Consider the following 18,393-nt stretch of genomic DNA (forward strand, 5'->3'; position numbering starts at 1 on the left):
ATCCATGAAAGCGCTGCCGACTCACAGAAAACAGAAAGGCGCCGTACTGGTTCTGGTGACGGTGGCGCTGTTCGTATTGCTCGGCTTTACCGCCCTGGCTCTGGATGGGGGCTATTTATTACTTAATAAAACCCGGGTGCAGGATGCGGTGGACTCGGCCGCATTAAGTGGTGCCAAGACCTTGTCTAAAACGGCTGCCAATGGCAACACCCATGATGATGCTCGAGCAGCGGTCTATAACACATTGCAAACCATTTTTAATGGCGACGGTTTTAACCAGGTTGATATCGATACCAACAATATTGCTGCGGTCACGACCATCGAGTTCTCTCATAAAGCAGTGCCCTTTGTTGTCACTAATGACAGTGTCGCCAGGTATATTCGCGTCCGGCTCAACACGGTTCCGGTTGAGCAGTTTTTATCGCAACTAATGGTTGATAATTGGCGAGTGGCATCTGCCGCCGTGGCAGGCCCTGAACAAGGTGGAAATTCTGTAGAACAACAGGTGATTCCACTGCTGCTTTGCTCCAAGGATACGTCGGATGACCATCACGGTTTTACCCCATCCGATGATCTGACCCGTGGTGATGTGATTGTTGTGAAAACCAACCACCATAAGAAGGCGCCGGTCGGACCGGGTAATTTTCTTGCCCTGTCTTTGGATCGCGATGGTGACGGTAGTCCGGATACTGGCGCCAATGACTTTGCCATGGCACTGTCCGGCGATCTCAATGTTAATTCTGTCATTGAGGCTGGAGATGTGCTGACAACAGAGCCAGGCAACATGGTTGGCAAGACCAGTGAGGGCTTGAATACCCGTTTTGGAAAAGACAAGCATGGTAATGATGTATCGGGGCCTTCTGCGGATCCAGGAGAGTCAGAAACCGGGGCTTATTATTCTGACTGCGCCATTCCTGATTTTTCCGGCCCGGTAACATTTAGTGATCTGGACTTTGGTGGTGATGTGGCTAACGGAGGAAACCTGGTTCTTCAGCAAGGGTCGGACAAATGGAGTGGGTTGCAGAGCTTTCCCGATTATTACAACGGTATTCACTCGAAAGCACCATCAACTACCCATTGTATTGACGAGCGGAGAATCGTGAAACTGCCGGTAGCAAACTGTGATGGGAATAGTACCGGAAGAAGCAATATTTCAGTGATGGATACCGTATGTATGTTCCTTAATCAGGAAGTGACAGGGCAAGGCAATAACCAATATATCGTGGCTGAAATGCTGGAAAGCTGCGACCTGGGTGGCGGCAGCGGTGGCAGCAATACGTCCGAAAGGCTGGTGCTCTACAAGGATTCAGCCAGTGGAGACTCATGATGAACAAACTACAACTGAACAAAAGTCAGAGTGGGCTGGCGGCCGTTGAGGCCACGCTGGTATTGCCTTTATTGTTATTGCTGATGCTGGCCATTGGCGAATTCGGGCGACTGCTTTATCAATACAATACCTTGACCAGGGCTGTTCGGGCAGGGGCACAAATTGAGGTGGATGCCAATAATATTTTTGATTCCTCGGCCAAAGCCAGCAGGGAGCAACGTATAACCAACCTGATTCTTTATGGAAATGTGACAGGAGGGAGTAACACCCTGCTGCCGGGCATGACGTCCGATGATATTGACTTCAACTATATGCAGAGCCCGGCAGGCAGTGGAGACTGGTATTACCAGGTTGATGTCAGCTATAACTGGCAACCCATGTTTGGTGCCAGCCTTGACACCTTTTTTGGCGATGTACTTTCCCTTTCCTTTCCTTTGAGCAGCAGTATAACCGTCAGGGAGCTGAGCCAATGAAAACAAGGTTGCAACATTATTCAGACGGCTTCCGGCAACAAGGTACAACCACGGTCGAATTTGCCATTGTTGGTAGCCTGATATTTCTGGTGTTATTCGCCGTGCTGGAAGTTGGGCGGCTGATGTACACCTGGAACCTTCTTAATGAAGCCTCACGCAGGGCGGCCAGGCTGGCAACGGTGTGCAGAGTCCAGGAAGTGCAGAATAACACCGTGGCTAGTGCGGTGGCCAATCAGCTTGGTGGCGCCTTGCCGGGATTTACGGCCGGTAACCTTGTGTTCACCTACATGGACAGAGACGGTGTGGTGTTGGCCGACCCGGCAGGGGCGGATGCCGATAAAACAACGGGCGGATTTATACGAGCAAGCATTGCCAACTATCGTTACGAGATGGTGTTGCCCCTGAACGTGGATTTGTCCCGGTTTGCTCCGGATTTCAGCTCGGTGCTGAGAGCTGAAAGCCTGGGTATAACACCGGATGGTAATGCAATTTGTGATGCAACCGGGGGAGTGAGTTTGTTATGACAGACGCCAAAATAGTGGAGCTGGAACGAGAGGGCATGCAGACATTGCCGGCACTTTCCTGCCCGTTGCAGATGAACGTAATGGATCCGGACGAGCGGTTGTGGCCCTTACTCAAGGTAAAACTGCACAACAGCAGCCAGTTGCAGCTTAAAAAAATGAACGAGCAGGACTTTCTGCCCAAGGGGGAGCGCCAGGTACTGCTGTTGGTGGATCATCCCGTACTGGCGCCGGTTTACGATGAGCTGGAGCGCAAGGCCGGTGAAAGTCGCAGCCTTATTTTTATGGGTGATCCGGCCAACACCGCCTTGGTGCGCCGGGCCATGCGCATGGGCGCCGCCGACTTTTTGCCGCAGGAAAGCGATCCCATTGAGCTGTGGTCGGCCCTAGTGCGTATTTCCGCGAAGGTGTCCGCCAGCATCAGCCTGGCGCCGGTTACCGTGGTGGTAAACGGCAAGGGTGGCTCAGGCGCCAGTTTTGTATGCGCCAACCTGGGCCATGCCTTGCAGACCGAAGAGGAAAAAGTACTGCTGCTCGACGCCAGCCGCCATTACGGCTCCCTGGCCGACTACCTCAACATTCGCGAAAAACAGGGCGGTTTGAATGAGGCCTTGCAGCGGGCCGGTGAAATGGATGCCATGGCGCTGGCGGGCATGGTCAGCAAGGCCCGGGTGGGCATGGACGTCATGCCCGCCTCGGTGTTGCCACTGCATGATGAAAATATCGTTAGCGCCCGTCAGTGCGCGCAATTGCTACATCTTGCGCGGGGACAATATCAGCGGATGGTGGTTGATATGTCACGCGGGCCCGAGGCCTGGAACCTGCCGCTGTTGGAAAGCGCCGAGCAGGTGGTGGTGGTCATGCAGCAAAGCCTGAGCGCCCTGCGCGAAACTATTTTCTTACTGCGGCAACTGCGCCATGAGCTGGGTATTGGCAAGGATCGCATTCTGCTGCTGGTGAATCGCTACGACAAGAAAAAGGATGTGTCGTTGCAGGAAATAGAAAAGGCGACCGAAATTAAGCGAATCGCCACTCTGGTGAATGATTTCACCATGGCAGAAACCTGCACCGACCTTGGACGGCTGGTCGCAGAGGAAAAACGCAATCACAAGCTGGTAGATGGCTTTAATCACCTATCCAATGCGCTACAACCCGGAGCTGAGCAAAGCGACAAGCCGGGCTTGCTTAAACGACTGTTCGGTAACTAATCGAACAAAGGGGGTCACGGATGAACCTTGAAGACTATATCCTCAGCCAGGAAGAAGAAGGACACAAACAGCGTTTGCACGGCAAGCTGATGGACATGCTTGATTTACCCATGCTGCAAACCATTTCCAGGGAGCAAGCGGCGGAGCAGATTGAGCGATTGTGCCATCAGCTAATGCAGGACTCGCCGGTGCCGCTTTCGATGAACTCGCGCCAGAAAGTTGTGAGCCAAATTCTCGACGAGGTACTGGGGCTGGGCCCTTTGGAGCCGCTACTGGCCGATGTCGGCATTGCCGATATTATGGTAAACGGGGCCAAAAGCATTTACGTGGAGCGCCAGGGACGCATAGAGCGGGTGCCGCTGACCTTTCGGAACGACGAACACCTGATGGGAGTGATTGAACGTATTGTGTCCGGTGTGGGCCGGCGTATCGACGAGCTCTCGCCCATGGTTGACGCCCGGCTTAAAGACGGCTCTCGGGTCAACGCCATCATTCCACCGTTGGCGCTGAACGGACCCACCTTGTCCATTCGTCGCTTTACCGTGGAAAAACTGGCCATTGATACCCTGATTGACTTTGGCACCATTACCCCGGCCATTGCCCAGGTGATGGAGGCAGTGGTCAAGGGCAAGCTTAATATACTGATCTCGGGGGGGACCGGCACCGGTAAGACCACCTTTCTTAATATTCTGTCGAGTTTTATTCCCTCCAATCAGCGGATTATCACGGTGGAAGACTCGGCAGAGCTGCAGTTGCAGCAGCCACATGTGGTGCAACTGGAAAGTCGGCCCGCCAACATTGAGGGACGGGGAGAAATCAACCTGCGCGAACTGGTGAAAAACACCTTGCGCATGCGGCCAGATCGGATTGTGGTGGGGGAGGTGCGTGGCGCCGAGGCGTTTGACATGCTTACCGCCATGAATACCGGCCACGAAGGCTCGTTGACCACAGTGCATGCCAATACCCCCCGCGATGCCCTGAGCCGCCTTGAAAATATGGTATCGATGACCGGCTTCGACATGCCGGTGAAAAACATTCGTACCCAGGTGGCCTCGGCACTGGATCTGATTATTCAGCTTGAGCGTCAGGAAGACGGCAAGCGCCGCATGATCAGTATGCAGGAGGTGCACGGCATGGAAGGGGAAACCATCACCATGTCGGAAATCTTCACCTTTGAACGTACCGGTATCGATGCCGAGGGTAATGTGCAGGGACGTCACAAGGCGACCGGGGTGATGCCCAACTTTTACGATCGGTTGGCTCGCCGGGGCATGGTGCTGCCGCGCAGCTTGTTTGGCGATGATGACTTGCACAAGGGTATTTTTTGACGGGAGGCGCTTATGAATACGCTGATTTTTCTGGCGCTGGTGGCGCTGGCTGTGGTGTGCCTGAGTATGGCGCTGTTTGTGCCGATCAGCCAGCCCCGGCTTAAATACTCCACCATGCTCAAACGCCGGGTTCAGGCACTGGCGGATGAAAACCGCGAGCAGGCCCAGGCATCCATTTTTCGTACCAAAAAGCTGGATTCCTTGTCACCGGCCATGCGCCGTATAGAAACTCTGCCGGTGATGGAACGGGTGGCATTTTCCCTGGAGCTGGCTGGCTCCAGACTTTATGCCTACCAGTTGGTGTTGATGGTGGGCGTGATTACCCTGGTGCTGGTGGCAGGCTGCTGGCTGTGGTTGCACAATATCTGGCTGAGCCTCATTCTGCTGGCAGTACCTTCATTCATTGCCTGGTTCAAGCTAAAGCGTAACTACCTGAACCGGCTGGCGTTGTACGAGCAGCAAATGCCGGAAGCGCTCGACATCATGAAACGGGGGTTGCAGGCGGGCTATTCCTTTGCCGATACCATCAAGCTGATCAGTGAGCAGATGCCCAATCCCATTGGTCGCGAATTTGCCCTGGTATTTGCCGATATCAACTATCGCAAGGACGTACGCAAGGCCATGACCGGCCTGCTGGAGCGAGTGCCGAGCATCTCCAATATGGCGTTGACCAGCGCCGTGCAGGTGCAGCGGGAAACCGGCGGTAACCTGGTGGAAAACATCGACAAGCTGGCGAAGATCATCCGTGATCGCTTCAAGTTCAATCGTCAGCTGCGCACACTGTCGGCGGAAGGACGCATGTCGGGCTGGGTACTGGTACTAACACCTTTTGTGCTGTTTGGGGTGATGTCCATTACCACGCCTAGTTACGCTCATGAATTGGTTACTACTCCTGAAGGCCATAAGTTGCTGTTGGCTGGGGCCGTGGCCATGATGCTGGGTACCTGGTGGATTAGCAAAATCATCAAGATAGAGGTGTGAATATGGACACGCTCAATCAAATGCTGGGCCAGGTACTGGCCGATCCGCAAATGCGCCAGTGGGTGTTGATTGGTGTGGTGGGCCTGAGTGCCATCACATTGTTCTGGGGAGTTACCCTGGTAGCCAGTGGGGTTACCAGCCCCTACCGTCGCCAGCTGAAGGAAATCCAGCGGGAAACGGGCGAAGACGAGCAATCGCTGGAGCAACGGCTGGTGCTTGCCAAAAAACACGGTAGTGGGTTTAACGGCCATCGTATTCGTACCTTGCTGGTGCACGCGGGCTTCCAGAAAGGCTCGGCCTACAGCGTGTTTACCGGTATCCGCGTGATGCTGGTGGTGGTATCGCTATTGCTGGTCTTTGTGGCGCTTAACCTGCTGACCCAGAGGTCGCTGAATGTGATCCTGATGCTGCTGATAGGGGTGGGTTATGTGGCTTACATTCTGCCGGTGTTTGTGCTGGAGCGGCTGGCCAACAAGCGCATGACCCGCATGAAACTGGGCATGCCCGATGCGCTGGACTTGCTGGTGGTATGTACCGAGGCAGGACTTGGCTTTAAAGCGGCATTACAGCGGGTGGCCCAAGAAGTGAGCATGAGTCACGAGGAACTGGCCGAAGAGCTTAACCTGATATCCGCCAAGCTCAGGGCCGGGTTCAGTATGCAGCAGGCCTTTGACGAGTTTATTTTGCGTACCGGGTTGGAAGACTTTCGCAGTTTGAATGTGGCCATTAACCAGTGCATTCAGCTGGGTACCAGCATCGCCGAGACCCTGCGGGTGTATGCCGATGAGTACCGTATCAAACGCAAGCAGGAGGCGGAAGAAATGGCGGCCAAGGTGGGTACCAAGATGATTTTTCCGCTGGTGTTGTGCATATGGCCGTCATTTTTTATCGTGGCCATTGGTCCGGCGCTTATCAAGGTGTTCCGCGTATTCGGTAATAATATGTGATACCGCGCCCTCACTAAAGGAAGAAGCGGGGGTTAACACTGGCCCGAATGAAACACACCGGCTAGCATAAGAAAAACAACAAAACTTTGGCCATGGGACCGGCTTGAGGATAACAACATGAAACATACTGCACTGGCGCTGGTAATTATTCTGCTGTCCGGCTGCTCTGCCATGTCGGACTCTGACGGTAACGGTTTGCCCGCCATCAAAACACCGGGGGCAGGGGCTATTAAACCGACTAACGGCAAGGAAGCTCGTATGCTGATTGCCCAGTCTCAAACGTCGGGTGATCTGGACGCCATGATCTATGCCTACATTCAGGCGCTGGCGTTTAATGAGTTCGACAAGGTTGACCTCTATATCAACATTGCCCGCCTTGAACACCAACGTAACAATAATGCCCGGGCAGAGCTGGCTTATCGCAACGCCCTTCGCGAGGATGCGAAACGCCTTGATGCCAAGGAAGGGTTGGCTTTACTGCTGATCGACATGAAGCGTCATCGGGAGGCTGAAACCCTGTTGCTGGAAGTGGTCAAGGCCGACCAGGCTCGGCTGGGGCAAGCTTCTACCGATGTCGATGAATGTGTCACCAATGCCGAGTCGCCCTGGCGCAGCTATAACGGCCTGGGACTGCTGGCCGATATACTTGAGCAGGGGCAGCAGGCCCGCAAACATTACCGCTGTGCCCTGCAAATTCAGCCTGGAATGGCCATGCTGCACACCAACCTGGGTTTTTCCCATTACCTGAATAGCGATTACCCTCAGGCGGAGCAGGCCTATACCCGAGCGGTAAATCAGGAGCCGGAGTATGAGCGAGCCTGGAGCAACCTGGGCCTGCTCTATTACCGATGGGGGCGACAGTCTGAGGCGCTGATGGCCTTGCGCAAGGTCATGACCCAGGCCGAGGCGCTTAACGATCTGGGCTATATCGCCATGATGGAAGGTGAATACGATATTGCCTCCAGCCTGTTTCAGCGTGCCATTGACGCCTCGCCTCGTTATTATCCCAAGGCGGTAGATAACCTGAGCCAGGCGAAATCCATGCAGGCAGTCAGCAAACGTTAGGATAGACATGCAGCTATACAGTTTTTACAACAGCTCCACCTCTTACCGGGTGCGTATCGCCCTGGCGCTGAAGGGCCTGAGCGTGGATTACCAGGGAGTGAACCTGAGGGCAGGAGAGCAGCGGCAGAATGACTACCGGGCCCTTAACCCGGCCGCCGGCGTTCCGTTGCTGGTGGATGACGAGGGCAATGGCCTGGGCCAGTCCCTGGCTATTATCGACTATCTGGAGGCCTTGCACCCCGAGCCGCCGTTACTACCCGCCGAGCCGCTGCTGCGGGCTCGTGCACTGGAGTTGGCCAACCTGATTGCCTGCGACATTCACCCGGTCAATAACTTGCGGGTGCGTAACTATCTGGCCAACGAGTTGAGCCTGAGTGAGGACCAGCAGGAGCGCTGGTACCGGCACTGGATCGCCGAGGGCCTGGCGGCCGCCGAAGCATTGCTGGTGCGCCACGGCTTTGGCGATTATTGTTTTGGCGATGCGCCCACGGTGGCGGATTGTTGCTTGGTGCCTCAGGTGGCCAATGGTATTCGCATGAACTGCGATTTGACGCCCTATTCAAGGGTGATGGCGGTGTATCAGCACTGCCAGCGGCAGCCCGCTTTTCAGCAGGCGGCACCTGACCAGCAGCCGGATTTTGCCTCCTAGGCCCGGTCGTTGCTTATTCGGCCTCGGCGCCCATCAGAACGTATATTCAAGGCCACAAAAAGGGGGCGTCATGTAAATATAATGACGCCCCCCCTTTTTACTTTTACTTACGCCGCTTCGCACACCGTCAGCATGGCCGCGGTGAGTTGGCTGAGCTCCTCAGGCGCCATGACATAGGGCGGCATGATGTAAAACAGTTTGCCAAAGGGGCGAATCCACACGCCCAGCTCCACCAGCCGCTTTTGCACTTCGGCCACGTTCAACGGTTCATGCAATTCAATTACGCCAATGCTGCCCAGTACCCGCACATCGGCCACCGAATCTAGCCTCAGCGCCGGGGCCAGTTCTCGTCGCATTTGTGCTTCCAGGGCGGCAATACGCTGCTGCCAGGGAGAGTCCAGCAACAGCTTGAGGCTGGCCAGCGCCACGGCACAGGCCAGCGGGTTGGCCATAAAGGTGGGGCCGTGCATCAGCACGCCGGCGGGGCCGTTGCAGATGGTCTCGGCCACGGCCTGAGTGGTAATGGTGGCGGCCATGGTCATGTAACCGCCGGTGAGTGCCTTGCCGATGCAGATGATGTCCGGCGAAATGCCGGCCCAGTCGCAGGCGAACAGCTTGCCGGTGCGGCCAAAGCCGGTGGCGATTTCGTCGGCGATCAGCAGCACGTCATAGCGGTTGCACAGCTCGCGAGCACCCTTCAGGTAGTCCGGGTGGTAAAAACGCATGCCACCGGCCCCCTGAACCACCGGCTCCAGGATCAGCGCCGCCAGTTCGTGATGGTGCTGTTCAAACATACTTTCCAGCGCCTGTAAGTCGCTTGAGTCAAACTCGCCGTCAAAACGGCTTTGCGGCGTGGGCACGAAAATGTGTTCGGGCAGAAAGCCCTTGTACAGGCTGTGCATGCCACTGTTGGGGTCACACACGCTCATGGCGCCAAAGGTGTCGCCATGGTAGCCCCGACTGAGTGAGGCGAAGCGGGTTTTTGGCGTGCCCCGGCCGTGCCAGTACTGAATCGCCATTTTCAGCGCCACTTCCACCGATACCGAGCCCGAGTCGGCCAGAAAGAAGCGATCCAGGCCGGTGGGCAGCACCCCGGCCAGGGCCTTGCACAATTCAATGGCCGGATCATGGGTCAGGCCGCCAAACATCACATGAGACATTTTGCCTAGTTGGGCGGTGGCGGCGGTGTTCAGCTCGGGCACGTTGTAGCCGTGCAGACAGGCCCACCAGGACGACATGCCGTCCACCAGCCGGCGACCGTCCTTCAGCTGCAGATGCACGCCGCTGGCACTTTCCACTTCATAGCAGGGCAGGGGACGCGTCAGGGAGGTGTAGGGATGCCACAGATGGTGCAGGTCAAAGTCTTGGTTGGTCATAAAATGGTCAAATGTAAACTGCGCTATGGGTTTGTGATTGACAGGCTAACACCGGCCCTTACACTAGCCAAGCGAAACACTTTTATAAACACCAAGCAAAAGGCCTCAGCATGAGCCGTACACTCTGGACCCGCGAGCAAGTACTCGAACTGTTTGACCGCCCCTTTTTCGACCTGCTGTTTGAAGCACAGCAGGTGCACAGGGCCAACTTCGATCCCAACGAAGTGCAGGTAAGCACCCTGCTTTCCATCAAGACCGGCGCCTGCCCGGAAGACTGCAAATACTGCCCGCAGAGCGCCCGTTACAACACCGGCCTGGAAACCGAGCGACTGATGGAAATGGAAAAGGTGCTGGAGCGGGCCCGTGAGGCCAAGGTAAACGGCTCCAGCCGCTTCTGCATGGGCGCGGCCTGGCGCAACCCCAAAGAGCGCGACATGCCCTACCTGGTGAAAATGGTGCAGGAAGTGAAGGCCATGGGGCTGGAAACCTGCATGACGCTGGGCATGCTGAACGCCGATCAGGCCGGCCGGCTGGCCGACGCCGGGCTCGATTATTACAACCACAACCTCGATACCAGCCCCGAGTTCTACGGCGACATCATTACCACCCGCACCTACGCCGACCGGCTGAACACCCTGGAGAACGTGCGCGAAGCGGGCATGAAGGTGTGCTCCGGCGGCATTGTGGGCCTGGGTGAAAGTCCGGAAGACCGCGCCGGCTTGCTGCTGGCCCTGGCCAACCTGCCCCGCCAGCCCGAAAGCGTTCCCATCAACATGCTGGTCAAGGTCAAGGGAACGCCCCTGGAAAACCAGGAAGATCTCGACGACTTCGACTTTATTCGTACCATTGCCGTGGCCCGCATTCTGATGCCCCAGAGCCATGTGCGACTCTCAGCCGGCCGGGAAAAGATGAACGATCAAATGCAGGCCCTGTGTTTTATGGCCGGCGCCAACTCCATCTTTTACGGCTGCAAGCTGCTCACGACCCCCAACCCCGATGAAAACAGCGATATGCAGTTGTTCAAGCGGCTGGGCATTCGTCCCAGCGGCGTTAGCCAAAAGCCCGACGAAATGGCGGAAATCGAGCTGCACGAGCAAATTGCCGAGCAAAATGCGCCCAAGCCACTGTATTACGAAGCGTAAAACCCAGCGGCAAGCTGTCAGCCAGACTGAGTAGGTTGTGAATGAGCGTAGCGAATTCCAGCCTACCCGATACGGATTGCTGACAGCTTACGGCTTATCGCTTACAGCTGAGATTTTCAATGCCTTTTAATTTGTCACTTGCCGAGCGCGAAGGCGCCGGGCTGAAACGCACCCTGCCGGTGATTGAGCGGGTGGATGGTCGCCGGCTTTACGTTGACGGTGAGCAGTACCTCAACTTTGCCGGTAATGACTACCTGGGCCTGAGCCGGGCCCCCGAGTTGCTGGCCGCCGCCGAGCAGGCGGCACGGCACTATGGCGTGGGCGCCGTGGCCTCGCCCCTGGTGGTGGGCCATCAGGCCATTCACCGGGAGCTGGAAGCCGAGCTGTGCGACTGGCTGGGGCTGGAAGCGGTGATGCTGTTCAGCTCCGGTTTCTCCGCTAATCAGGCGGTTATCAAGGCATTGCTCGGCAAGGAACACTCCCTGTGGCAGGACAGGCTTAATCACGCCTCGTTGCAGGAAGCCGGGCTGCTCAGCCCGGCGCGCATGGTGCGCTTTGGCCATAACGACATGAACGCGCTGGAAGCTAAACTCAAGCCCGCCGCGGGGCTGATTGTGTCGGAAGGGGTGTTCAGCATGGACGGCGACACCGCGCCCTGGCCCGAACTGGTACGCCTGGCCAGGGTCAGCAACAACTGGCTGATGATAGACGACGCCCACGGCTTGGGTGTGCTGGGCCGCGAGGGCAGGGGCACGCTGAATGAACAGGGCCTTGCCCCGAACAGCGTGAACATTTTTATGGGCACCTTTGGCAAGGCGCTGGGAGTCAGCGGCGCCTTTGTCGGCGGTAGCCGGGCACTGGTGGAATATCTGCACAACTTCGGCCGCAGCTACATCTACAGCACCCATTTGCCGCCTCCCCAGGCTGCCGCCGTGCTGGCCGGTGTGCGCCTGGTGCGCCAGGCCGACGACAGGCGGGCACACCTGCGCGATCTGGTGGCCCGGTTTCGTGCCGGGGTGGCCGGGTTACCGCTGCAGCTGTTGCCCTCGGCCACCGCCATTCAGCCCTTGGTGGTGGGGGAAGAAACCGCCACCCTCAAGCTGGCCGACGCCCTTAAACAACAGGGCCTGTGGACCGGCGCCATTCGCCCGCCCACCGTGCCCAAAGGATCGGCCCGGCTACGCATTACCCTGAGTGCCGCCCACACTCGGGCAGACGTACAACGGCTGATCGATGCTCTGCACAGTGCCTTGTAGTCCCGGCTTTAGCCGGGCAAACCGGCGATGCCGTTGTCCCAATAAACCGGGGCCTGAACAACGCCGCCTATTTACTGGAGAACCCCATGCAACGGGTCGATAAACACAGAGTGGCCCGCGCCTTCAGCCGCGCGGCCACCAGCTACGACCGCCATAATGCCCTGCAGCGTCGCAGCGGTGAGGCGCTGCTGGCGCATCTGCCGGCACGGGCTCACACCGGGCTCGATCTGGGCTGTGGCAGCGGCTGGTTTGCCCCGATGCTGAAACAGCGGGCACAGCGGCTACTGGCGCTGGATCTGTCACCGGCCATGCTGCAGCAGGCCGCCACCCGGGCCGACATTATTCCCCTCTGTGCCGACATGGACGCGCCGCCCGTGGCCGAGGCCAGCCTCGATTTTATTTTCGCCAACCTGTGCATGCAGTGGAGCAACGATACCGCCGCCTGGCTCAGGGGCTGGAGCAAGCGACTCAAACCCGGCGGTGTCATGGTGTTTTCCACGCTGCTGCACGGCAGCCTTGACGAGCTGGCTCAAAGCTGGCGAACCCTGGACGATCACGCCCATATCAACCGCTTTATATCTGAGCCGGACTTGCGTGAGCTTATGGCCGCCACCGGCCGGCCATGGCGGCTGCACACCGCCACCGAACAACTGTATTACCCCGAGCTGAAAGGCCTGTTGCTGGATCTCAAGGGTATTGGCGCCAATCAGGTTAACGGCAGCCGTCGACCCGGCCTGCTGGGCAAGGCGGCCTGGCAACGGCTGAATCTCATCTATCCTAAAAACCAACAGGGCCACTGCGTGGCCACCTACCGGCTGGCATATGGAGTAATTTATGGCTAAGACCTTTTTTGTTACCGGCACCGATACCGAAGTGGGTAAAACCTTTGTCACCCGCGCGCTGATGCGCGCCGCCAAGGAAGCGGGCAAGCAGGTGCTGGGTTACAAGCCGGTGGCTTCGGGCTGCGAGCTGATAGACGGCAGCCTCAAGAACGAAGACGCCCTGACCCTGCAGGCCGAGTCCAGCATCAAGTTGCCCTATGCCATGCACAACCCCTTTGCCTTTGCCCCGGCCATTGCTCCGCACATTGCCGCCGAGCAGGCGGGCGAGGTCATCGCGCTGCCCCGCATTGCCGAGGGCCTGACCCGGCTCAGGGAAACCACCGCCGACTGGATTTTTGCCGAAGGCGCCGGCGGTTGGCGGCTGCCCCTGGGCCAGGGACACTTTCTCTCCGACTGGGTCAAAAAGGAGCACCTGCCGGTGATCCTGGTGGTGGGGGCACGCCTGGGCTGCATTAACCATGCGCTGCTCAGCCTGGAAGCCATCCGTCACGACGGCCTGGTGGTGGCCGGCTGGGTACTGAATCGGGTAGATGCCCACATGAGCCACTATGAAGAAAACGCCGCTACCCTCAAGCAACTGATTTCCGCGCCCTTTTTGGGGGAAATGCCCAGGCTCACCGAAGACGAGGCCGAAACCGCCGAAGGCTTTATTGATCTGGCGCCCTTGCTTAAATAATTCATCCCGATCATCTTGAAATTCCTGTAACCGGACATATTATGTCTGGAGTTCCCTGATGTAAGGAAAGGTTATGAAACGCATACTGTTGTTTATTGCCACCAACCTGGCCGTGGTGCTGGTGCTTGGCGTGGTGCTGAACATCCTGTTTTCGGTGCTGGGCATCAACCGTAGCAGCGTGGGCGGCCTGCTGATTTTCTGTGCCGTATTTGGTTTTGGCGGCGCCACCATCTCCCTGTTTATCTCCAAGTGGATGGCCAAGCGCAGCTATGGCGTGCAGGTGATTGAACAACCCCGCAATGAGATGGAACACTGGCTGTTGACCACGGTGCAGCGTCAGGCCCAGCAGGCCGGCATTGGCATGCCGGAGGTGGGCATTTACGACTCGCCCGACATGAACGCCTTTGCCACCGGTGCCAGCCGCAACAATTCGCTGGTGGCGGTGTCTACCGGCCTGATGTACAGCATGAGCCGTGACGAGGCCGAAGCCGTACTGGCCCACGAGGTCAGCCACGTGGCCAACGGTGACATGGTCACCCTGACCCTGATTCAGGGGGTGGTAAACACCTTTGTGATGTTCTTTGCCCGCATTGTGGCCAACGTGATTAGCGGCTTCTTCAGCAACAACGAGGAAGAAGAAGGCGGCGGCATGGGCGGCATTGCCTACTTTGTGACCGTGATGGTGCTGGAGCTGCTGTTCGGCATTCTGGCCTCCATCATCGTGATGTGGTTCAGCCGCCAGCGTGAATACCGCGCCGACGAAGGCGGTGCCCGCCTGGCCGGCCGTGACAAAATGGTGGCCGCCCTCGAGCGCCTGCGCCACGGCCATGAATCCCAGTTGGAAGGCTCCCTGGCGGCCTTTGGCATCAATGGCAAGAACCACAACGAGCTGTTTATGAGCCACCCGCCCCTGGAAAAACGGATTCAGGCCCTGCGTGAGCTGCGCTGATTTATTGCAATAACCCTGTAGTTTGGTCTCTTTTTCACCCCGGCTTGCCGGGGTTTTTTTATGCAAAATTTGAAATTGCCGAACTTTATTTCCCCCTGGAAGGCCTCACTTTCGTAGCTGGCCCGCTGCTGCGCACAATGCGGCACAAGCCCGGTTTGGTATCTTGTCGCATCGGGATCGGTGCCGGGGGTGAAGAGGCGATGAAGGGGGAAATGTGCATGGCAATGATTGATGAAAACCGACGCATTCAGGCAGTTGAGCGCGCCATGGCCGTGCTGGAAGCCATTTCGGCGGCAGGAGGCGAAGCCCGTTTGGTCGACCTGGCCGAGCGGCTCGGCCTGAACAAGAGCACCCTGCATGGCCTGCTCAATACCCTGGCCGCGATGGGTTATGTATCCCGGCACGGCACCCGCTACGCCCTGGGGCTGAGGCTGCGCGACATTGCCCAGCCCCTGGCCGATGCCGATGCGGCGTTGCGCTCGGCCTTTGCGCCCGCCCTGCAGGAGCTGGCCAGGGGAAGCAACGAGACCTGCTACCTGGCGGTTCCCTGCGGAACACGTGAATACCTCTACATTGACGCCGTGGAAGGGAATGGCAGCCTGCGGCTGGCCAGCCCGCGTGGCCGCCGGGAAGGCCTGACCACCTCGGCCATTGGCAAGGTCTTTCTGGCCCATGATCCGCAACTGGCGCGCAGCCTGCGACGTGCGGGCATGCTGCCGGCGGCACTGGAGCAGGAGTTGCAGCACATCGGTGAAACCGGCTATGCGCTGGATCTGGAGGAAGCCGAGCCGGGCCTGAATTGCCTGGCACTTCCCCTGCGGCAGCAGGGGCGGGTGGTGGCCGCCCTGGGGCTGGCTGGCCCAGCCCAGCGCTTGCGCCCGGCCACCATGCGTAAGCTGGTTATGGCCTTTATGCGTGATTTGTTTGGCATGCTCAAACTTTAGCTGTCGATCCGTCTTTGCATCTTCTCGCCGGGCGTTGTCCTGAAGATCATGGCAGCCTCTGTGTACCGATAGGAGTGTTTACCATGTCTTCCACTTTGAATGAATCTACCGTACAGGCCGTCATTGAGCGTGCCCGGGCTCTTGCGCACAAACAGCATTTTGCCATCAACATAGCCGTGGTTGACCAGGCCGGTTTGCTGCGCGGTTTTCTCGGCATGGACGATGCGGTGCCCGGAGCCATTGATGTTGCGATTAAAAAGGCCCGCACGGCGGCGCTGTTTCGTACCGACAGCCTGGAGCTGGGGGCCGCGGCGCAGCCGGGCGGCGCCATTTATACGCTTGAAGCAACCAATGGAGGTCTGATCAGCTTTGGCGGTGGTGTCGTGCTGCACGATACACAGGGCCGGGCGGTGGGCGCCGTGGGCGTCGCCGGCGCAACGGTCGATGCCGATCAGAGCATTGCCGTGCATGCGGCGGGGCGTGCATGACCCAGGCCTATCGAACGCATCCAGGTGTCTGGGCACTGGCACTGATGGCCTTTGCCATTGGTGTGGCCGAGTTCATCGTGGTGGGTGTGCTGCCGGCCATTGCGGCCGATCTCGATGTGTCACTGGCGCGTGCCGGCGGGCTGGTGGGGCTGTATGCGCTGGCGCTGGCGATAGGTACCCCCCTTGTGGTGCTGGCGTTGGCACGGCTGCCCCGCAAACCGCTGCTGCTGGCGCTGGTAACGGTATTCTTGCTGGGTAACCTGCTGGCGGCCATGTCCACCAGCTATCCCATGTTATTGGCCGGCCGAGTCATCACCGCCGTGGCACACGGCAGCTTTTTTGCCATCGGTGCCACCGTGGCGGCGCGTCTGGCGCCTGCGGGACAGGCCAGTCGCGCCATTGCCGTGATGTTTGCCGGGCTGACCCTGGCGATGGTGATCGGCGTGCCCCTGGGCAGCCTGCTGGGCAATGCCCTGGGCTGGCGACTGCCATTTTTTGCCGTGGCCGTATTGGCGATGGTGGCCTTGATTGGCACGGCACGCTGGGTGCCGGCGTTACCCACTCAGGCGGCCGGTTCGGTGGCTGGCCAGCTTACGGCGCTGACCAGCCCGCCCATACTGGCAATGATGGGGGTGACCGTACTGGGCTTTGGTGCCAGCTTTGCCGCCTTTATTTTTGTTACGCCGATACTGACCGACGTCACCGGTTTCTCTTCCCGGACGGCCAGTTTGTTGCTGGTGGTATTTGGGCTCGCCACCCTGGTGGGTAACCTGGCGGGAGGGCGCTGGGCGGCCAGGCTGGGCTGGGCGGTAGCCCTGCGTTACATGCTGGCGGCGCTGGTGTTGGTGCTGGTGGCGCTGACCCTGTCGATGTCCTGGAAGCTGGTGATGGTTCCGCTGTTGTTCCTTTGGGGCGTACTGGCTTTTGGCATGTCGCCGGGCTTTCAGGCCGGCATGCTGGAAACGGCGGCGCGATGGACCCCCGGTGCGATGGACTTCACCTCGGCATTGAATATTTCGGCGTTCAACCTGGGCATTACCCTGGGTGAGGTGCTGGGCAGTGGCCTGGTTGCCCGGTCACAGATGGCCATGACGCCCCTGGCCGGCGTGGCCTTGGTGTTGCTGGCACAACTGCCCCTGCTCTGGCTGGCACGCAAAAAACTCACCGCCCGCGATGCAGCCGGTTCGGCAATAATCGGGATGAAACTGGGAATCGCTCTCAGGATTAAGTTTAGTCCTTGGTAATAATAAGAGCGTCGCCTCAGGGCCGGCGCTCTTTTTCGTGTATCTTCCATTATTTAATGTTATCTCTTGTCATTCACTCTGCCAGCGCTTTTAATGAGTAAAAAATAAAAAGCACGGACGCCATGATAAAACTCGAATTACACCGCAGGTATTGGTTAATTGAGCTAATAAACTATTGGGAAGGCCGGCTGACTACCGGTCATTTACGGCAATTTTTTGGCATCAGCCGGCAGCAAGCCAGCAAAGACATTAATCAATATCAGCAGGAGCATGCCGGCAACCTGATCTATTGCAGCACCCGAAAGGGCTATCTGCCCACCGAACATTTCAACCCTGCCCACATTTCTGGCGACGTGGCCGAATATCTCAACTGGATGACCGGTCAGAGCGCCCACGCCATGCCTGTTGACCCAGGTTATCGGCTGGACCATGCTATTCTGCGGCCACCGGCCAGAAGCGTGTCTGCTCAGATAATCAGGCCAATAGTACATGCTCTGCGCCACCATGAGCGGCTGGAAGTGGACTATGGCGCGGTGAGCAGCACTGACCGCGACGGCCGCATCATTGTGCCGGTGCGCTTTGTAAACACCGGCAGCCGCTGGCACCTGCGCGCCTGGTGCGAAAAAGCACAAAACTACCGCGATTTTGTGCTCAGCCGCTTTCACGGCACGCCAATACAGGAAGGCAAATTGCTGGCGCCGCTGCCGCCCGACACTCGCTGGAACACGCATATCACCCTCAGCATCACCCCCGACCCCCGCTTAAGCCCCGAACAACAGCAGGCCCTGATACGGGACTACGCCATGGAAAACGGGCAGCTTCGGCTGCATATCCGTGTTGCCCTGGCCGGCTATTTGCTCAAAGAAATGCAGATAAACACCAAAATGCTCGATGGTAACCCTGCAGCCCAGCAGCTGATCCTGGCCAACCAGGATGAGGTAAAGGAGTGGTTGTTCTAGCGGATCTGTAAAGTGACG

At 58.0% G+C, this 18,393-nt stretch carries 19 protein-coding genes and 1 pseudogene; 19 read left to right on the plus strand and 1 reads right to left on the minus strand.

Going from position 1 to position 18,393, the window contains the following annotated elements:
* Positions 1-4 precede the first annotated feature (4 nt).
* The 9 genes from B6S08_RS02030 to maiA all read left to right on the plus strand — a co-directional run bounded on the left by B6S08_RS02030 (position 5) and on the right by maiA (position 8,499).
* Positions 5-1,327: a pilus assembly protein TadG-related protein gene (locus B6S08_RS02030; RefSeq protein WP_094199114.1), complete on the plus strand. Its 1,323-nt coding sequence runs from the start codon at positions 5-7 to the stop codon at positions 1,325-1,327.
* Positions 1,327-1,800 carry a TadE/TadG family type IV pilus assembly protein gene (locus B6S08_RS02035; protein WP_094199115.1) on the plus strand — a complete coding sequence of 158 codons (474 nt, stop codon included), beginning with the start codon at positions 1,327-1,329 and terminating at the stop codon, positions 1,798-1,800. The genes B6S08_RS02030 and B6S08_RS02035 overlap by 1 nt, the downstream gene beginning before the upstream one ends.
* Positions 1,797-2,324 (plus strand): TadE/TadG family type IV pilus assembly protein, encoded by a 528-nt coding sequence (locus B6S08_RS02040; RefSeq protein WP_094199116.1) that lies wholly within the window; start codon positions 1,797-1,799, stop codon positions 2,322-2,324. Before B6S08_RS02035 ends, B6S08_RS02040 begins: the two co-directional genes overlap by 4 nt.
* Positions 2,321-3,529 carry a CpaE/TadZ family protein gene (locus B6S08_RS02045; RefSeq protein WP_094199117.1) on the plus strand — a complete coding sequence of 403 codons (1,209 nt, stop codon included), beginning with the start codon at positions 2,321-2,323 and terminating at the stop codon, positions 3,527-3,529. Before B6S08_RS02040 ends, B6S08_RS02045 begins: the two co-directional genes overlap by 4 nt.
* Before the next feature lie 20 nt (positions 3,530-3,549).
* Positions 3,550-4,857, plus strand: coding sequence for a TadA family conjugal transfer-associated ATPase (locus B6S08_RS02050; RefSeq protein WP_094199118.1), 1,308 nt, complete (start codon positions 3,550-3,552; stop codon positions 4,855-4,857).
* A 12-nt stretch (positions 4,858-4,869) separates the two neighbouring features.
* A complete protein-coding gene (locus B6S08_RS02055) occupies positions 4,870-5,838 on the plus strand; it encodes a type II secretion system F family protein (RefSeq protein ID WP_094199119.1) in 969 nt (322 codons plus the stop codon).
* A 2-nt stretch (positions 5,839-5,840) separates the two neighbouring features.
* Positions 5,841-6,785 carry a type II secretion system F family protein gene (locus tag B6S08_RS02060; protein ID WP_094199120.1) on the plus strand — a complete coding sequence of 315 codons (945 nt, stop codon included), beginning with the start codon at positions 5,841-5,843 and terminating at the stop codon, positions 6,783-6,785.
* A 117-nt stretch (positions 6,786-6,902) separates the two neighbouring features.
* Positions 6,903-7,850: a tetratricopeptide repeat protein gene (locus tag B6S08_RS02065; RefSeq protein ID WP_094199121.1), complete on the plus strand. Its 948-nt coding sequence runs from the start codon at positions 6,903-6,905 to the stop codon at positions 7,848-7,850.
* A gap of 7 nt (positions 7,851-7,857) precedes the next feature.
* Complete coding sequence (gene maiA / locus B6S08_RS02070; RefSeq protein ID WP_094199122.1) at positions 7,858-8,499, plus strand: maleylacetoacetate isomerase; 642 nt, start codon at positions 7,858-7,860, stop codon at positions 8,497-8,499.
* A 107-nt stretch (positions 8,500-8,606) separates the two neighbouring features.
* On the opposite strand, the gene bioA is transcribed toward maiA, so the two are convergent.
* Complete coding sequence (gene bioA / locus B6S08_RS02075) at positions 8,607-9,875, minus strand: adenosylmethionine--8-amino-7-oxononanoate transaminase (protein ID WP_094199123.1); 1,269 nt, start codon at positions 9,873-9,875, stop codon at positions 8,607-8,609.
* Positions 9,876-9,985: 110 nt separating this feature from the next.
* On the opposite strand from bioA, the gene bioB reads away from it, so the two are divergent.
* The 10 genes and pseudogenes from bioB (at position 9,986) to B6S08_RS18555 (ending at position 18,375) form a co-directional block, all read left to right on the plus strand.
* Positions 9,986-11,017, plus strand: a complete 1,032-nt coding sequence (gene bioB / locus B6S08_RS02080; protein ID WP_094199124.1) for a biotin synthase BioB — start codon at positions 9,986-9,988, stop codon at positions 11,015-11,017.
* Positions 11,018-11,136: 119 nt separating this feature from the next.
* Entirely contained in the window at positions 11,137-12,273 is a 1,137-nt protein-coding gene (gene bioF / locus B6S08_RS02085) for an 8-amino-7-oxononanoate synthase (RefSeq protein WP_094199125.1), read from the plus strand.
* Positions 12,274-12,359: 86 nt separating this feature from the next.
* A complete protein-coding gene (gene bioC, locus B6S08_RS02090; protein WP_094199126.1) occupies positions 12,360-13,115 on the plus strand; it encodes a malonyl-ACP O-methyltransferase BioC in 756 nt (251 codons plus the stop codon).
* Complete coding sequence (gene bioD, locus B6S08_RS02095) at positions 13,108-13,791, plus strand: dethiobiotin synthase (RefSeq protein ID WP_094199127.1); 684 nt, start codon at positions 13,108-13,110, stop codon at positions 13,789-13,791. The genes bioC and bioD overlap by 8 nt, the downstream gene beginning before the upstream one ends.
* A gap of 73 nt (positions 13,792-13,864) precedes the next feature.
* Positions 13,865-14,740 (plus strand): protease HtpX, encoded by an 876-nt coding sequence (htpX, locus tag B6S08_RS02100; RefSeq protein WP_094199128.1) that lies wholly within the window; start codon positions 13,865-13,867, stop codon positions 14,738-14,740.
* 218 nt (positions 14,741-14,958) lie between these two features.
* Entirely contained in the window at positions 14,959-15,684 is a 726-nt protein-coding gene (locus B6S08_RS02105; RefSeq protein ID WP_211284138.1) for an IclR family transcriptional regulator, read from the plus strand.
* Positions 15,685-15,767: 83 nt separating this feature from the next.
* Positions 15,768-16,172: a GlcG/HbpS family heme-binding protein gene (locus B6S08_RS02110; protein ID WP_094199130.1), complete on the plus strand. Its 405-nt coding sequence runs from the start codon at positions 15,768-15,770 to the stop codon at positions 16,170-16,172.
* A complete protein-coding gene (locus B6S08_RS02115; RefSeq protein ID WP_094199131.1) occupies positions 16,169-17,416 on the plus strand; it encodes an MFS transporter in 1,248 nt (415 codons plus the stop codon). The genes B6S08_RS02110 and B6S08_RS02115 overlap by 4 nt, the downstream gene beginning before the upstream one ends.
* A gap of 122 nt (positions 17,417-17,538) precedes the next feature.
* A pseudogene (locus B6S08_RS18730) lies at positions 17,539-17,736 on the plus strand (BrxR family helix-turn-helix transcriptional regulator); the annotation flags it as partial.
* Between the two features lie 138 nt (positions 17,737-17,874).
* Positions 17,875-18,375, plus strand: coding sequence for a BrxR family transcriptional regulator (locus B6S08_RS18555; RefSeq protein WP_245849795.1), 501 nt, complete (start codon positions 17,875-17,877; stop codon positions 18,373-18,375).
* The last annotated feature ends 18 nt before the right edge of the window (positions 18,376-18,393 follow it).

It is taken from the genome of Oceanimonas doudoroffii, from assembly GCF_002242685.1.
In the GTDB taxonomy this organism is placed as follows: domain Bacteria; phylum Pseudomonadota; class Gammaproteobacteria; order Enterobacterales; family Aeromonadaceae; genus Oceanimonas; species Oceanimonas doudoroffii.

Coding starts and splice junctions, on each gene's coding strand:
- B6S08_RS02030 (WP_094199114.1), top strand. CDS start 5: ATGAAAGCGCTGCCGACTCACAGAAAACAGAAAGGCGCCGTACTGGTT.
- B6S08_RS02035 (WP_094199115.1), top strand. CDS start 1,327: ATGAACAAACTACAACTGAACAAAAGTCAGAGTGGGCTGGCGGCCGTT.
- B6S08_RS02040 (WP_094199116.1), top strand. CDS start 1,797: ATGAAAACAAGGTTGCAACATTATTCAGACGGCTTCCGGCAACAAGGT.
- B6S08_RS02045 (WP_094199117.1), top strand. CDS start 2,321: ATGACAGACGCCAAAATAGTGGAGCTGGAACGAGAGGGCATGCAGACA.
- B6S08_RS02050 (WP_094199118.1), top strand. CDS start 3,550: ATGAACCTTGAAGACTATATCCTCAGCCAGGAAGAAGAAGGACACAAA.
- B6S08_RS02055 (WP_094199119.1), top strand. CDS start 4,870: ATGAATACGCTGATTTTTCTGGCGCTGGTGGCGCTGGCTGTGGTGTGC.
- B6S08_RS02060 (WP_094199120.1), top strand. CDS start 5,841: ATGGACACGCTCAATCAAATGCTGGGCCAGGTACTGGCCGATCCGCAA.
- B6S08_RS02065 (WP_094199121.1), top strand. CDS start 6,903: ATGAAACATACTGCACTGGCGCTGGTAATTATTCTGCTGTCCGGCTGC.
- maiA (WP_094199122.1), top strand. CDS start 7,858: ATGCAGCTATACAGTTTTTACAACAGCTCCACCTCTTACCGGGTGCGT.
- bioA (WP_094199123.1), bottom strand. CDS start 9,875: ATGACCAACCAAGACTTTGACCTGCACCATCTGTGGCATCCCTACACC.
- bioB (WP_094199124.1), top strand. CDS start 9,986: ATGAGCCGTACACTCTGGACCCGCGAGCAAGTACTCGAACTGTTTGAC.
- bioF (WP_094199125.1), top strand. CDS start 11,137: ATGCCTTTTAATTTGTCACTTGCCGAGCGCGAAGGCGCCGGGCTGAAA.
- bioC (WP_094199126.1), top strand. CDS start 12,360: ATGCAACGGGTCGATAAACACAGAGTGGCCCGCGCCTTCAGCCGCGCG.
- bioD (WP_094199127.1), top strand. CDS start 13,108: ATGGCTAAGACCTTTTTTGTTACCGGCACCGATACCGAAGTGGGTAAA.
- htpX (WP_094199128.1), top strand. CDS start 13,865: ATGAAACGCATACTGTTGTTTATTGCCACCAACCTGGCCGTGGTGCTG.
- B6S08_RS02105 (WP_211284138.1), top strand. CDS start 14,959: ATGGCAATGATTGATGAAAACCGACGCATTCAGGCAGTTGAGCGCGCC.
- B6S08_RS02110 (WP_094199130.1), top strand. CDS start 15,768: ATGTCTTCCACTTTGAATGAATCTACCGTACAGGCCGTCATTGAGCGT.
- B6S08_RS02115 (WP_094199131.1), top strand. CDS start 16,169: ATGACCCAGGCCTATCGAACGCATCCAGGTGTCTGGGCACTGGCACTG.